Genomic DNA, 13,615 nt, shown 5'->3' with positions numbered 1-13,615 from the left:
GCCTTCTACCGATCGGCGCTTTATCCCCTTCTGGGGCGCATCAATGCCTACCTGATGCGCTGGATCCGCAAGAAGTACAAACGGCTGCGAGGGCGCAAGAAGGCGCAGGACGCGTGGAACAGAACCGTCGAAAGGCGGCCTCGGTTCTTCGCTCACTGGGCCTGGGTGCCGAGCGTCCCCGTCGTCTGGTGACCAGGGCAACAAGAGCCGTATAACGAGAGATTGTTACGTACGGTTCCGTGAGAGCCGGGGGCTGTGATGCCCCCGGCTACTCGACAGCATCTTGATCCGGTTGACCTTCGACGACGCCGGAGCTCCAAGGCAGGGTGAGGCCAGCGATGACGGCGTCCCGGTCGCGATCGATGCCTGCGGCGAGGGTGTGGAGGGTGGGCAGGTCGTCTTGCCGGACGGCGTCGAGCCGTTCCGGTAGTCGCTCGCCCTCGCGCTCGGTGAGCATTCGGGCGAAGGACATGCCCGGTGAGGACGTCCACTTCCGGGCAGTGGGCCTGCACCGCCTTGAGTCGTATCTGTTTGCTCTCCGTGAGGCTTTCGGGGTGTCGCAGAATCCATCCGGAGACACTTCGAGGGGTCGGCGGCCTGACGGAAACCGGTCCAGGTGAGAGGCGCTTTTCCCGCAGGTAGGCGCGAACTCGCTGGTAGCTGCCGCCGGTTTCGGGCCCGGGCGGGGACGGCGACAGGCTGCCAAGCCGCGAGGGCCTGGATGCCGACCCGCTGCTCCTGGCCTTGCAGGACGCCCGGGCCCGCAAGGCCGCGGCGGACGCCGAGATCCGCCGACTCCTCGCCTACGGGCGGGAGTTCCACGGCGCCCGCCCGTATCGCCTGGAATCCCTGGCCGGGGCCGGCAGCATGACCATCTCGGGTATCCGCACCGCCTACGGGGACAACGAGATCACCGAGGTGGCCCGGGAAATCCGCCGGGACCCGAACCGGCGCACCGCCAAGTCACCCACCGAGGAGGCCCACGACCGATGACCAGGACACCTGCCTCTGCCCCACCCCCTGGCCACGCCTCATCACCGTCATCGAACAACGCGAGTACACCGTCACGCCCGCACCCGCGCACAGCCCCGCTTCCGCGCTCTACCTCGCCCGCTGCGCCGTGTGCAGGACTCCCTGCACACACCCCTGGAAGAGGGCCCCTCTACCCCCAGGCCCGGGTCACCAGCATCCAGCTGCACCGCCCGTAGCGGGCGCAGGCCCCTGAGAACAGGCATCCCCGCACGCAACGGCGTACCCCAGAGTGATGGGGATCTTTGAGTTTTCAAGGTTCTGTCGGCACTTTCGTGATCTACTTATCAGCGGCCCACAGTCTGGCCAATCGATAGGATCAATGGGTGTTGGAAGATCCCGTGGCTGTGCTGCCAGAGGCTGAGTATCGGCGCGTCTGGGACCGCTTCTACGCGGAGTTCCAGTTCCGGCCGAGTACGAGTGCGCTCAGGTGGCCGGCCATCAAGGAACCTGCCGCGTCGGCCGCTTGGAGCCTCGCTGCGCTTGACGTTGATCCGGACTACGAGCGTCTGGAGCGCCTGGTCGAGGTGGTCGAGCATGGGCTGGCCTCCTGCGTTCACCGGCAGGGCACTCTGTTCGCGCTGGACTGGCAGCACACCTCGTACCGCTTCATTCCGCACGAGGTCGGCGGTCCTGGGCAACCAGCTTGGCCACTGAGCCCGTACCCCGATGGGGACTACTACGTCTTCCTTTCGGAAGACTTCCGCATGGGCAGCTTTGGCCACCCCTGGGAACAGTCCATCTGCCTGTTCGGTGAGGAGTTCCTTGACGCGGTATCAACCGAGGTCGACAAGGTGCTTGGCCCACCGATCCGCAGGTCTGGAAGGGCAGTAGACCCAGCTTGAGCTCGGGCTTGGCTCATGGTCCGGCGAGGATACGTGCCCGCAGCAAGGCGAATGAGGCGCGGCCGTAGTGTGCGGATAGACAACAAGAACGCAAATGGGGGTGGCTGTTGAGCATCGAATCCCTAGAGGCTGCGTTGCCGGGGCTGATGGCGCAACGTCTCGAGGTTCCACGGCGCATCGACTGGCAGGTGGTCTTCGACGGGTTGGGGACTGGGCTGCCGGACGACTACATCGCTTTGGCGGAGTCGTACCCTCGGCTGGAGATCGGGCAATTCCTCACTGTGACGTCTCCGGCCCCAGGAGGCGAAGCGGGATTCGTCGAGGCGAAGAGAGAGGATCTCGCCGGTGCCGAGGATATGGCGCAGAAGGAAATGTTGGGTGGCTACCCTGTGTTCCCGGAATCGGGAGGGCTGCTGCTGTGGGGCGGCTCGATAGACGGGGACGAGTTCTACTGGCGTACGGCAGGGCAGCCCAACGAATGGACAGTCGTTGTGGCCGGTCGGAATGACGACTGGTTCCACCACGAGGGCAGCCTCACGGGCTATCTCGCCTGGCTGTGCTCCGGGACGGCCGCACCGCACGGGCTCCCTCCGAACTTTCCGGGGCCGGAACCCGTAGTTTCCGTCGGCTAAAGGGGCTCAAAATTGTCCGTGGGCGTGGACATGCTCTTGCCCATCTCCATGCCCATGACCTGGTCGTTGTACTTGCCGCACCAGCCCCCGTGGGTGAAGCCACCGCGGGTGTCCTCGTCCGGACGACCCAGGCCCTGGACGACTCCGTCGAGGGTGATGGAGAGGGTGGCGTTGACCTTGCGCATGATGCTCCTTGCTCTGGCGGACCACTCTTCCGTGACCCGCTTGCACCCCTACATGGCTGGACAGTGACGAAGATTCAAGTTGAGGCTTTTTATAGAGGGCAGCATACGGGTGAGCCCATGGCCATCTATTCCTCCGAGGATGTCGATGCGATGATCGATTACCTTGCCTCCGGGGAGGAGTCCGAGACCATGGCGGCCCTCTATAGCAAGCAGCGCGAACTTCTCCCTTCGGGATTTCCAGACCATGAATTCCTGGTTGGAGTCAACGAGGAACGGCAGGTCGGGATCGCGAGCTTCATTGATGACAAGAATTATCTTTCGGCTGGCGCTTTGGAGGGTCAGGGGGAAGAGGTTGTGTACCACTTTGTGGGAAATCCAAGAGAGTTTCCTGCCTCGGCAGAAATTCCGCTCCCCCTTGTGCGTGAGGCGGTAAAGGAGTTTCTTCTCTCTGGGGGCAAAAGCCTGCGTGCATCGAATGGCAGGAGGAGCCGGAAATCTGACGGCTTCCTGTACTCCGGTCAGAGGGCGGATTATCTTTTTCAGGTCGGCAAGACCCAAGGCCGCGAAGTTTGCTGATCGGCGGGGCTGTCAAGGGGGTGATTCGTGCTGGTGGGAGAGCCTGGACGCACGACGGGACCCCTGATGGACGATGGTGATTCGCCAGAATCGTCCCAAGGTCCGGGGTCCCGTTGCGTCTTCAGTCTGCCATCACCGTGTTCACGCGTTCCATCTCGGTCGCCTCTGGAGTCTTCGCTCCGGGGCATCTCGCAAGACTGCACGAGCCAACACCGTCGAGGACTACATCGCGGCGTAATCAACCGGCCACCCGACAGGCTCTTAAGCGCGCCGTGACCTGGCGTCCCCGCAACACCAGTTCAGTCATGAGGCGACCGTACGGCAGGCGTGTGGGTGCTCGACACGGGGTTACGCGATAGACGGGTCCGATTCCTCGACCACCGTCCAGGACAGGCCCTCCGGGAGGGACCGGGTGGCTTCTCTTGTTCCGCGTATCGCACCGATCACGATCGCGGCCGCCGCAAGGGCACACAGAAGCCAGCTCAGCGCGGCCGGCATGTCGTCAGAGCCGAAGTACAGGACCGGGGCGGTGAGCAGCGCCGCGAGCAGCGCGCCGCCCAGTATCGGAGTGTGAACAGGGGCCTGGAACTTCGCGGTGCGGGGCAGGCGGCGGATGGTCCGGTCGCCGGGGGCGGTATGGAGGGCGCCCTTCAGGTATGGGTGGGCCTCGTCCGGGTCGGTGAGACCCATGAGGATCTCGCCGCTGTCGGCGACGAAGGCCGCGGGGAGCTCCGCCTCGATCAGCTTCCACCGCTCGGGCCAGATCAGCCAGCCCTCCTGGTCGCCAAGCCGCAGGGCGGCCCGGCCCACCTCCTCGGGAGGAGCGGCCAGCTTGACCTCGCGCTCGCCTTTCCGCAGGACGAGCCAGTGGAACTGCGTGACGTCCAGCTCGCCCGGTTTGCTGCCGCGCTTGAGATAGCGCATGCGTACCGGCTCCCCGACCCGTACCCGTACGGCGTGGAGCTCGCCGCGGTCGGCGTCCTCGGCCAGGACGCGCAGCTTGCGCTGTATGTCGGCCTGGCTCACCTGGCGGCGTGCGAAGCCGAGGGCTTTTACGGTCACGATGAAGACGAGGATGATCAGCAGCCCGCTGAGGATGCCGCCCTTGGTGCCGGCGGCAAGCCGGGTGAGTGTGAACGGGGTGAGGACGATGAGGATGGCACCCGTCGCCCTGCCCGCGTCACGGGCGGGGAGCGGGAGTTTGCGCGGCAGAGGTGGCGGGGAGTAAGTCGTCCCCTGTCCGGCGGCCGGAGATGCCGTCCTGAGCGGGGGCGCCGTACGGCAGGCAAGCGCCCACCCGCCGGCAGCGACTGTCGCCGCGCCGAGCGCCGCGAGGATGTCCCAGCGCCGGGCGGGTGCGTCGTAGCGTGCGAAGACCAGGACCAGGGCCACGGCGGCGCATGCGAGGGCAGCGGCAGCCGAGGCGCGGGTGATGAGGGTCGAGCGTGGCATGTGTGTCCTTCACCGGGGCGGTGGAGCCGGGGTGGGGGGAGATACCGTCTCGCGGGGGCGGGCCGGGCGGGTCGTGCGATGCGCGCGGACCGGAGGCTCTCGCGGCGGAGCGTGGGGAGAGGATCGCGGTGGGCTGATGGCCGCGGCGCGGTATATCAGTCTTCCCCATGATCCGGAGGGAGTAAAGACCCAACTGCCCAGCACGGATGGCGGATTGGCCGCGTACCGGTCAGGCGCCGGGGTGCGAGCTCGCGGTGGTCTTGAGGTGCTGGAGCAGGGCGGCGATGCGGGCGGGGGCGGTGCGCAGGACGACGCCCGGGGTGTCGCTTTCGCGGAGGCGGATGGTTTGGTCGGGGCGCGACGCCGTACACCTCCGTGGGCCGGTCCGCTGGCCCAGCCGCACACGCCGGGGGCGCGCTACCGGCATTTCCGCACGGTGGCGTTCGACGGCTGCGGCTCGATCAAGGTCCCCGACTCCGAACGCAATCGGGGCTGGCTCGGCCGGATCAAGTACCGGCTGGCCTGGGCCGGTTATCCCACGGTGATGCTGATGGCCTTGGCCGAGACCGGAACCCGGGGTCTGCTGGGTGCGGTCTTCGGTCCGGTGGCTGCATAGGTGAAAACGAAGAACGAATGTCGGCCAGTGCTGGCAGCGCTTCTGGCCTGATGTGCCTGGAGATGTCGGTCAGAACCAGGAACGGCTGGAGGTTCAGACACCGATTCGACGCATCCACCAGGGGAGGTCTTGGGGCGCGAAGGGATTGTTGAGCGTGCGGTCAAGCACGCGCTGGTCTGCGGGACCGACCACTGCGCTCAGCTCGCGTCGTGCCTTGGCCCTCAGAGCATGGAGTGTGATCTCCAGCAGAGTGCGGACGTGGTAGTCGCCATTGCGGAGGTCTGTGTAATCGCGCTCGTAGAACAGCTTGCGGTTCAGTCTCCGAGGCGGTGTGCAAGGTGGAGCAGATCTGCCAGGTGCAGTACCCGTCCGTCGAAGCCTGGGAGGGGGACATGGAGTGGCTGGGTCCAGCGGGCGGGGATTGCGTCCAGCCCGTAGTACGCCCCCGCGAGGCCTCCGGTGACCGCGGCGACGGTGTCCGTGTCGCCGCCGAGGTCGATTGCCGCGCGTATCGCGTCTTCGAAGCTGGTGGTGGTGCGCAAGGCCCAGACGGCGGAGCCCAGGCAGGGCCAGACGGCACCGTTGAACTCGGTCGCCTGATCGGGGTGCCAGTCGGGCGCGAGGACGGTGGCGTAGCAGCCGCGGTGGTCGGGGTGGACATGAGCCAGGATGTCCGGGAGCGCGGTGAGGGGGTCGGTGTCCTCGAACGTGACGCGGATGACTTCGTGGTAGATCGCGGTGCCTTCCCAGGCCGCGCGGTCACCGTGGGTGAGGGCAGCGATGCGGCGAGCCGCGTCCATGGTGGCTTCTTGACCGACGGCCGCGAAGTGGACTGCGGAGGTCGATGCCCGCATCAAGGAGCCATTTCCGGCTGCTCGTTGGTTGACCTGGAAATGGATCGCGGCGGCGAGGTCCCAGGGCATGCCGTTGGTCAGGACGTCCTCGGTCTGCAGGCCGATGTCCTTGGGGTCTGATGCTGCCCACCGCTGGAAGCGGGCGAAGATGTCCGGCAGATCCAGTCCGCCTCGCTCCAGCAGCGACTCCGCGACCAGGATGGCCATCTGCGTGTCGTCAGTGGCCTCGCCGGGGTCCCAGCCACCCCCTCCGCACATCTCGCCACCGGCACCAGGCGCGGGAAACCGCGCGGAGAACGCTCCCTGGGGACCGAACTCGAAGGGGCCGCCCAGGGCGTCACCCACCGCTGAGCCGACGACCGCGCCAGCGGCCCGCTGAATCCGCTTCATTCGCGCAGGTTATCTGTGCCGCACTGACGGCCGCACGGTCCTGTTCCTTCTTCGGCTCCCCGAACCATCGGCGGCGAACACCTCTCGTCTACAGAGGTGCGCCATCTGAGACACCTTGGGGCTGAGACACCCGTACAGGTCACATAACACCGTCGAGGACCGTCCCCGGGAGCAGCTCCATCCCGACAGTGGCCAGGTCCATCCACTACGGCGTGACGACCCGCCCTGACCGGGCGTACAGGGTGACCGTGTCCTCGGTCCGCACCGTGATCATCCGGTGCCCGTCGTGGTCCACGCCCGCCCCTCGGCAGGCGTTGTCGGTGGCCGATGCGATGCTGGCGCCGACAACTCCGCTCGCAGTGATCAACCGGGGGTTCCGATGAGTGAACAGCCAGGGTCCGTCCTGCCTCCGTCCGGCTTCGACGCCGCTTGGTGCGCCACCGACCTCGGCAAGTACCGTGCCTGTCGTTACACCTACGAGCACTACTCCCTCGAGAGTCTGCCGCCGCTGGACTCCACCCAGTTCACGGGCGCCTTTCAATGGCTCGGGGACGCCGGCGACCCCATCCCACGGCAGGTCATGAAGCTCAACGGCCTGGCAAGGGATCTTTCAACCAGGGGCCTCACCTTGCCGCGGGATTTCGTCACGTTCCAGACCAGCGAGAATCTGTACGGCTCACTGGACGAGGTCTCGGTAACTGGTTGTTGGACAAATCTTTCGGAGCCGCTGCCCAGTCCGGTCGAGCCTGGTGCCTTCCTGGTGCGGTTCTTCCGGGATCAGCAGGACTGCGTCATCTGGTACCTCTACCTCCGCCCGATGAGCGAGGCGTTCGTGGTGTACTCCGACCTCGATTACGAGTACGAGTACGAGGCGCGGCGCGACGGGGAAGAGACACAGACCGATCTCGAGGATGCGGAGGAGCAGAGGGCCGCGATCCTGTGGTGTGCGCCGTCGTTCGAGGAGTTTGCCCATCGGTTCTGGATCGAGAACCGCCTCTGGCATGCGGTCAACGACCGTGACCTGCCACGGCTCGAGCCGCAACTGCAGGACTACTTGAATCACTACGCGCCACCCGGGGCTCCCATGTGACCGCGCAACGAGCGAGATCCTATGCGGATGCCAGAGCGTGTACAGGTTCGCGAAATCGATGACGACGAGGACAGGCGGCTGCTGCGGATCATCCGCAGGGGCACCCGGTCGTACAGCCGAACGTCTTCTACCGGCGCAGTCCCGTGGTGGACACCTGGAGTGCGCAGATCCTCCAGCAGCACCAAGTGGATCCGAACGCTTGCTGAGCTGGAGCTCGCTAGGACCTGACTGATAAATGATCACCCGTGCGATTCTCGATGTCAGATGCTTGTTGAAGAAGGGTGGCCGGTATTCGTGAGCCTCTTTTCTCCAAGATGTCGGGCAATAACGACAAGGAGCGCTGACGGTGTCTGAGAAGACCTACCTGTCCTGGTACCGCGAGGGCCGGATGGACGAGGCTGAGTTCCGCTCCGTCACCGACCTCCTGGCCGAGTCCGGGATGACCGTCGAGCACCCGACGCTGGGTTGCGGGATGCTGTTGGACGCCGTGGGGGAACAGGTGAAGCTGCCCCCCGAGCGCATCCTGGAGCTTGTCGGCCTGTCGGTCGGGCCGCTCTGCATGCAGTTCTGGCTGTCCTGACACGGACGTGGTGTGCGATGTCAGGTACGTGGCGCCGGACACCCAGATCCTCACCTTCGTACTTGACGGGTTGACCGAGAGTGAGCATGGGCAGGCAGAGGATGCCATTCAGCGGCTGATCCAGCGGGAGCTGGACAGGACCGTCGCACTGGTCGTCGATCTGGGCGGCGAATCAGCGGAAGAGGACGATGACGCGCTGATCCTGTACGGCTGGCTGCCGATCGGCCCGCGCCCGGACCGAGTGCAGTTCCGGACAGACCGACTCAGTGCCGTCCCTGATGTCCTTACTGGAGCTGAGGTTACGGATCTCGGCAACGGGCTGAGCGCCGTCCGCCGGTAGTCGGGACAGGTGGCGAAGACCCATCGTCACGAGCGGCGGGATATTCAACTTCTTGCCGATTTCGAGGAACCCGTCACGGACTCGGCTCTCGATCTCAATGCCGAGGTCCATTACCTCCAGGAAGTACTTGCCCTCGCCGAAGAGCTGGAAGGTGCGCTCGGCGAACTAGTGCTCTGACCGGGAAGGTTCACCGGGTTGTCGGAGGCGGGCAGCGTTCCGCGGAAATCCGTTTCAAGGGTTGCTGCAGTGCCTCTACTGTGGCGCGGTGATGACTGAGGTGATCGTTCTCAACGGTGGTTCCAGCTCGGGGAAGTCCGGGATCGTCCGGTGGCCCTCACTCGTTCAAGATCACCCGACCGTGAACCCTGTCACCAACCTCCATGGACAGAACACCTAGGGCGTCGCCGACTTCGAGGCGCACCACGAGGGCTTCCTCGGCGCCGCCTGGACGGGCTCACGGACGGCGAGTGGCTGGACATCGAAGTGGGCGAGCGGCGAGGACTTCGCCGCGTCCCGGGCCATGGGGCTGAACCTGCCCGGGATCGCGGCGTTCTTCGGGACCATCGACACCGTACTGGCCCGACGGCGCCCTGAGGTCGGGCGCCGCCGGCGCAGGGCCTACACCCCTTCCTGGACGTCCTGGTCGACCGGGAACTCCTCGAACTGCGTGGCGGGTGTGTCGCTCGCCACGACCCCGTCCGCTGCGAGGGTCACGGGGGGCAGGGTCTCGGCCTCCGGCACGACAAGCTCGCTTTCCAGCCCCGCCTGGCCCTTCAGCCCGCGGAAGTTCTCCTCCACCACACCGCCGAGCGCGGCACACCAGGTGCTCAGGTCCACCCGCCCGGTGACCCGCAGCCCGTGCAGGGCCTGCAGCTTGGCGACCGCGACCCACGTCGCCCGGTCGAAGGTGCCGGTCGCCTTCACGGCGTACAGCTTGGTCGCCAGGATCGACTGGACGCCGAGTACCGCAGACCCGGTGGCACCCATGCCGATCTCCGGGGCCAGCGCCTCCCAGGTCGGCCCGGTCATCGTGCCGTCCGAGGCGGTGGGGAAGCCGTGCGCCGTCTGGAAGGCGCGCACCGCTGCCAGCGTGGCCGGGCCGAAGGCCCCGTCCGTAACGAGGTTGAAGCTCTGGGTGTTCAGCAGGTGCTGCAGCGTACGGACCGTGGCGCCCGCGCAGGAGGTGAACGTGTCGGGCCAGGTGCGGGCCGGGATGGTGCTCGGGTGCTGGCCGAGGCGCTTGGCGACGTGCAGGCGCAGCAGCGGGAAGGTGGAGTAGAACTTCGCACCGGGGCACTGGGTGTTGTTCCAGTCCCAGTGGCCGGTGATGTTCTGGGCGCCGAAGCCGTACTGGGTGCAGATGGTGGTGGAGAGCTGAACCAGCGACCACCACAGCTTGCCGGTGGGCAGCTCGTCGATGTAGGTACCTTCGTTCTCGATACCGATCGACTGGGTGTTCTGGCCGACGGCGTGCGCGCTGACGATCTGGTATCCGCCGTCCTCGAGCGCGTCCAGGCTGCCGTGCCGGCCTTCCAGGACATGGCCGCCGCGGCTGATGCTGAAGTGGTTTCCGGTGTCCGACCAGCCGTTCTTGTCCATGTGGATGTACTGGACCCGCTCGGCACAGGCGATGGCCGCCTCCATGGAGAAGTCCATGGTGTTCGGGAACGCCATGTGGTGCACCACGATCCGCCGGGTGGAGCCCGTACGGGTCGTCAGCTCCCCGGCGGGCGGCCGGGCACCCCACTCGTCGCAGCTCATGATGTATGCGGTGTCGGACGGGTCGGCCGGAGCGGCGGCCGAGGCACCGCTCGCACCGGCCAGCTGGCCGGCCCCGAGACCGGCGACGGCGGCTGCGCCGGCGCCGGCCCGCAGGGCATTGCGCCGGGATATGTACACGGGCTCAAAGGACATGAGACGTTCCTCTCCAGGGCTGTCCGGGGTCTCTCGCCGCTACGCCACGCTGTTCCGTGTACGCCAGCAGGCAGCCTTCCTTCTAACCTGAGCTGTCCTGAGTTTCGTAGCGGCCGGTTGGTGTGTTTTCAGACGGCGTTCGTTGTCGCTTGTGATTGGTAGTGCTGGGCCTCGAATTCTTCGGGTGGAACGTAGTCGAGGGCGGAGTGCAGTCGCCTGGTGTTGTACCAGCCGACCCACTGGACAACGGCGTGTTCGACCTGGTCAGCGTCTCGCCAGGGGCCATGGTGCTCGATCAGCTCTGCCTTGAAGGAGCCGTTGAGTGCCTCGGCCATGGCGTTGTCGTAGCTGTCGGCGACGGAGCCGACCGATGCGGTCGCGCCGGCCTCGATCAGCCGCTCGCCGTAGCGGATCGACACATATTGCGATCCGCGGTCGCTGTGATGAATCAGTCCCGAGCCCTTCTTGATTCCCCGCCGCCACAAGGCCATCTCCAGGGCGTCCAGCGGGAGATCGGTCCGCATGTGGGTGGCGAGCTGCCATCCGACAATCATTCGCGAGTACACGTCCAGGACGAAGGCGACGTAGACCCAGCCGGACCAGGTGCGGATGTAGGTGAGGTCGGCGACCCACAGCTGGTTGGGGCGGTGGGCTCTGAAGTGCCGGTTGACCAGGTCCGGTGGTCGTGGGGCGGTTGGTTCGGGGATGGTGGTGCGGCGCCGCTGTCCGCGGATGACGCCTTCCAGGCCGTCCTCGCGCATCAGCCGCTCGATGGTGCAGCGGGCCGCATGCACGCCCTCACGCCGCAGCTGGCGGTGGACTCGGCGGGTTCCGTAAGTCTCGCCGGACGCGGAGTGGATCCGACGGATGTGCTCAAGGAGCTGTTCATCGCGCCGGCGGCGGGCAGACTTCGGGCGTCTGAGGCGGGCGTTGTATGCCGAGACCGACAGGTCCAGTTCCCGGCAGACGGGCTCGACCCCGAAGTCGTCGCGGAGGTGGTTGATCACCGCGTCGGCCTCGTGCGGGGCTGGTCGAGCTCCTTTGCGAAAAACACGCTGGCGGCCTTCAGGATCTCGTTCGCCCGCCGCAACTCGGCAGCTTCTTTGCGGAGTTGGACAAGCTCCGCTCGCTCCGCAGAGGTGAGCAGTTCGGGCCGGCTGCCCTGGTCGGCCTCGGCCTGGCGGACCCACAGGCGCAAGGCTTCCTTGTGAATACCGAGATCCCGGGCCACGTGGGCGACCGGACGGCCAGAGGTCTGTACTTCACGGACGGCTCGCTCGCGGAGCTCGTCGGGATACTTCCGGGGTGCAGGCATCGGACCTGTGCTTCCCATCTGCCGTGGCAATCATGCCTGGCTTCAGGACCGCTACGGAATCCGGTTCAGCTCAACCCGTTGACTGCCCCAATGTCCAGGGCTTTCAGGGTCGTTGACTATCTACAACAGTCCTGACACCGCAGTTCGGTCTCGTCCACGGAAGACGTACGGCACCGGGCTGCTCACCAAGGTGCCCGCCAGGAATCAGATTGGGGGCCCAGTCGGCGACGGCTTTCGCCATGGGCTACCAAGATCCGGGCCATTCCCGGACCAACTTCCCCATGTGCTTCGTCAACGGAGTCATACTCCCTGGTCAAGCAAGGCGCGGACGTGGTACCACCAGCAGACGAAGAACCTCATGGTGTGTGGTTGTCCCCGCCCTGCGTGAGGACAACCACACGCCGAATCACCGTGAGAGGGCGATACGCGAGCTGATTCATACTTTGTCCTCACCTGATGGTTTGGGGTTGGGCGGTCGGACCTGGTTGGCGAGGTGGAGTCTGCTGGGGTGGCGGGATGAGCGAGCGCAAACCGTACCCCAGTGACTTGTCCGACGAGCGTTGAGCGCTGATCGAGCCGGTAATCACAGCCTGGAAGGCCGCGCATCCCTCGGTCAGCGGGCATCAGGGCCGGTACGAGACGCCGAGTCATCCATATCCAGGAGACCCGCCGCTCGCAGCTCGGCAAGAAGGACCTCGTGTAAGCGGGGCCAGACGCCGGCCTCAGCCCAGTCCCGGAGCCGACGCCAGGCGGTCACCCCCGAACAGCCAACGGCCTGGATGGGCGCATCGCGCCAGGCCACACCTTTGCGCAGCACGTAGACGATGCTGGCCAGTGCGACGCGGTCCGGCACCGGCAGTCGGCCGGGGTGACGATGGCGCCGGGCAGGCTGGACTGGGAGAAGCGGAGCTATGCGCTCCCAGAGACCGTCGGGAACAAGGTCGGCAGACACATCGGAGAGACTGCCCGACGCGTTGCCAGACATTGATCGAGAGGCCGGTGCCGATGCGACTGGCGGTAGCGGCCGGTCGGGTTCAGCGCCAGCCACCGTGGCGAGGCTCCAGGTGCTCACCGAACGGCGGGTCGAACGCCTGCCCTTCGTCGTCGGTCACGACGTGGTCAGGTTCGGTCTTCGAGGCGGCTGCGTGCAACCGGATGACGAGGTCGGCGACAGGCGGCATACGCAGCGACAGGGCTGCAGCCACCTGCGCAGCTTCGCTGTCGATGTCCGGGTTGTGCTTGTCACGGGACCGCGCGAGGTGTTGAGCGGAGATCTGCATGATCTCCACATCGCCACCGCCCGAGAACGAGAGGCAGTCCCGCCACTCCAGCCCGATGATGATTTCCAACGCGTCCGCCAGGTCATCGGCGAGCAGCCCGCCTTCCCCTTCGGAACTCGCGAACACCACCGGCCGGCGACCGTTCTGCTCAGCGCACAGGAAGTACGCCCCACCGGCGAACTCCCCGGCGATCACCTCCAGCGGCGCACCCGAGGCAAGCCTCAAGCCATCGCCATTGTGCTTCCGGTGGATGTCGAACCCGAACGATGACCGCAGCAGCAGATCGATCTCAGGGGTGCTCTGGATCAGGTCAAGCAGATGATCACTTGAGGTCATGACACGGACGATAGCGAGTGCCGCTGACACGGCATCACCGAAGCGAACAGCGCGCCCGTGTCCGACGGTGCACGACCCGTGGATGACTCAGTGCGTTGTGGCAAACCGGATCTCGTTCGAGGTGTGCGGCAGCGGGGTGACCATCTGGATGGAGGTTCGGATGCGGCCGCGGGCATGAAAG

The 13,615-nt window shown here is 66.1% G+C and carries 17 protein-coding genes and 4 pseudogenes; 12 read left to right on the top strand and 9 right to left on the bottom strand.

Annotation, left to right across the window (positions count from 1 at the left end; genetic code table 11):
- Nucleotides 1–192: pseudogene (locus ACFU6I_RS44970) on the top strand (group II intron reverse transcriptase/maturase); the annotation flags it as partial.
- A gap of 76 nt (nt 193–268) precedes the next feature.
- Here the strand turns inward: ACFU6I_RS44970 and ACFU6I_RS44965 are convergent.
- The gene (locus ACFU6I_RS44965; RefSeq protein WP_384379283.1) at nt 269–472 is read right to left on the bottom strand and encodes a hypothetical protein; all 204 of its coding nucleotides are present in this window, start codon (nt 470–472) and stop codon (nt 269–271) included.
- Between the two features lie 272 nt (nt 473–744).
- Between ACFU6I_RS44965 and ACFU6I_RS44960 the strand changes: the two genes are divergently transcribed.
- From ACFU6I_RS44960 to ACFU6I_RS44950, 3 genes are all read left to right on the top strand, one after another.
- Nucleotides 745–993 carry a hypothetical protein gene (locus ACFU6I_RS44960; protein WP_384379280.1) on the top strand — a complete coding sequence of 83 codons (249 nt, stop codon included), beginning with the start codon at nt 745–747 and terminating at the stop codon, nt 991–993.
- Nucleotides 994–1,355: 362 nt separating this feature from the next.
- Nucleotides 1,356–1,874 carry a DUF2716 domain-containing protein gene (locus ACFU6I_RS44955; RefSeq protein WP_384379277.1) on the top strand — a complete coding sequence of 173 codons (519 nt, stop codon included), beginning with the start codon at nt 1,356–1,358 and terminating at the stop codon, nt 1,872–1,874.
- 107 nt (nt 1,875–1,981) lie between these two features.
- Nucleotides 1,982–2,506, top strand: coding sequence for a hypothetical protein (locus ACFU6I_RS44950; RefSeq protein WP_384379273.1), 525 nt, complete (start codon nt 1,982–1,984; stop codon nt 2,504–2,506).
- Here the strand turns inward: ACFU6I_RS44950 and ACFU6I_RS44945 are convergent.
- Nucleotides 2,503–2,691, bottom strand: a complete 189-nt coding sequence (locus ACFU6I_RS44945; RefSeq protein ID WP_384379270.1) for a hypothetical protein — start codon at nt 2,689–2,691, stop codon at nt 2,503–2,505. The two genes, ACFU6I_RS44950 and ACFU6I_RS44945, sit on opposite strands and share 4 nt — an antisense overlap.
- A 117-nt stretch (nt 2,692–2,808) precedes the next feature.
- Here ACFU6I_RS44945 and ACFU6I_RS44940 point away from each other — a divergent pair, with 117 nt between their 5' ends.
- On the top strand, nt 2,809–3,267 hold the full coding sequence (locus ACFU6I_RS44940) for an Imm1 family immunity protein (protein ID WP_384379267.1): 459 nt from the start codon (nt 2,809–2,811) through the stop codon (nt 3,265–3,267).
- 348 nt (nt 3,268–3,615) lie between these two features.
- Here the strand turns inward: ACFU6I_RS44940 and ACFU6I_RS44935 are convergent, their stop codons facing one another.
- Nucleotides 3,616–4,719, bottom strand: coding sequence for a hypothetical protein (locus tag ACFU6I_RS44935; RefSeq protein WP_384379264.1), 1,104 nt, complete (start codon nt 4,717–4,719; stop codon nt 3,616–3,618).
- Nucleotides 4,720–5,098: 379 nt separating this feature from the next.
- Between ACFU6I_RS44935 and ACFU6I_RS44930 the strand changes: the two are divergent.
- Nucleotides 5,099–5,323, top strand: a pseudogene (locus tag ACFU6I_RS44930) (IS4 family transposase); the annotation flags it as partial.
- A gap of 326 nt (nt 5,324–5,649) precedes the next feature.
- On the opposite strand, the gene ACFU6I_RS44925 reads toward ACFU6I_RS44930, so the two are convergent.
- Nucleotides 5,650–6,579 carry an ADP-ribosylglycohydrolase family protein gene (locus tag ACFU6I_RS44925; protein WP_384379261.1) on the bottom strand — a complete coding sequence of 310 codons (930 nt, stop codon included), beginning with the start codon at nt 6,577–6,579 and terminating at the stop codon, nt 5,650–5,652.
- A 277-nt stretch (nt 6,580–6,856) separates the two neighbouring features.
- Between ACFU6I_RS44925 and ACFU6I_RS44920 the strand changes: the two genes are divergently transcribed.
- The 5 genes from ACFU6I_RS44920 (at nt 6,857) to ACFU6I_RS44900 (ending at nt 8,986) form a co-directional block, all read left to right on the top strand.
- Entirely contained in the window at nt 6,857–7,669 is an 813-nt protein-coding gene (locus ACFU6I_RS44920) for a hypothetical protein (RefSeq protein ID WP_384379258.1), read from the top strand.
- Nucleotides 7,670–8,015: 346 nt separating this feature from the next.
- Nucleotides 8,016–8,249 carry a hypothetical protein gene (locus ACFU6I_RS44915; protein ID WP_384379255.1) on the top strand — a complete coding sequence of 78 codons (234 nt, stop codon included), beginning with the start codon at nt 8,016–8,018 and terminating at the stop codon, nt 8,247–8,249.
- 28 nt (nt 8,250–8,277) lie between these two features.
- Entirely contained in the window at nt 8,278–8,589 is a 312-nt protein-coding gene (locus ACFU6I_RS44910) for a hypothetical protein (RefSeq protein WP_384379252.1), read from the top strand.
- Between the two features lie 9 nt (nt 8,590–8,598).
- Complete coding sequence (locus ACFU6I_RS44905; RefSeq protein ID WP_384379249.1) at nt 8,599–8,766, top strand: hypothetical protein; 168 nt, start codon at nt 8,599–8,601, stop codon at nt 8,764–8,766.
- 91 nt (nt 8,767–8,857) lie between these two features.
- Entirely contained in the window at nt 8,858–8,986 is a 129-nt protein-coding gene (locus ACFU6I_RS44900; protein WP_384379246.1) for a hypothetical protein, read from the top strand.
- Here ACFU6I_RS44900 and ACFU6I_RS44895 read toward each other — a convergent pair.
- The 3 genes from ACFU6I_RS44895 to ACFU6I_RS44885 all read right to left on the bottom strand — a co-directional run bounded on the left by ACFU6I_RS44895 (nt 8,983) and on the right by ACFU6I_RS44885 (nt 11,818).
- Nucleotides 8,983–9,153: a hypothetical protein gene (locus tag ACFU6I_RS44895; protein ID WP_384379243.1), complete on the bottom strand. Its 171-nt coding sequence runs from the start codon at nt 9,151–9,153 to the stop codon at nt 8,983–8,985. The two genes, ACFU6I_RS44900 and ACFU6I_RS44895, sit on opposite strands and share 4 nt — an antisense overlap.
- Nucleotides 9,154–9,207: 54 nt before the next feature.
- Nucleotides 9,208–10,503: an N-acetylmuramoyl-L-alanine amidase gene (locus tag ACFU6I_RS44890; protein WP_384379240.1), complete on the bottom strand. Its 1,296-nt coding sequence runs from the start codon at nt 10,501–10,503 to the stop codon at nt 9,208–9,210.
- A gap of 128 nt (nt 10,504–10,631) precedes the next feature.
- Nucleotides 10,632–11,818, bottom strand: a protein-coding gene (locus tag ACFU6I_RS44885) for an IS3 family transposase (protein ID WP_384379237.1) whose coding sequence is annotated in 2 segments (ribosomal slippage) — nt 10,632–11,545 and nt 11,545–11,818 — 1,188 coding nt in all. Because the reading frame shifts where the segments join, the coding sequence is not laid out codon by codon here.
- 516 nt (nt 11,819–12,334) lie between these two features.
- Between ACFU6I_RS44885 and ACFU6I_RS44880 the strand changes: the two are divergent.
- Nucleotides 12,335–12,457: pseudogene (locus ACFU6I_RS44880) on the top strand (IS5/IS1182 family transposase); the annotation flags it as partial.
- A gap of 1 nt (nt 12,458) precedes the next feature.
- Here the strand turns inward: ACFU6I_RS44880 and ACFU6I_RS44875 are convergent.
- Nucleotides 12,459–12,770, bottom strand: a pseudogene (locus ACFU6I_RS44875) (transposase); the annotation flags it as partial.
- Between the two features lie 82 nt (nt 12,771–12,852).
- Nucleotides 12,853–13,434, bottom strand: coding sequence for a hypothetical protein (locus ACFU6I_RS44870; protein WP_384379234.1), 582 nt, complete (start codon nt 13,432–13,434; stop codon nt 12,853–12,855).
- Nucleotides 13,435–13,615: the final 181 nt, after the last annotated feature.

The sequence above is a fragment of the Streptomyces sp. NPDC057486 genome, from assembly GCF_042802415.1.
GTDB lineage: Bacteria > Actinomycetota > Actinomycetes > Streptomycetales > Streptomycetaceae > Streptomyces > Streptomyces yanii.
The sequence above is the reverse complement of the archived record's forward strand: the minus strand, read 5'-3'. Positions and strand labels throughout refer to the sequence as shown.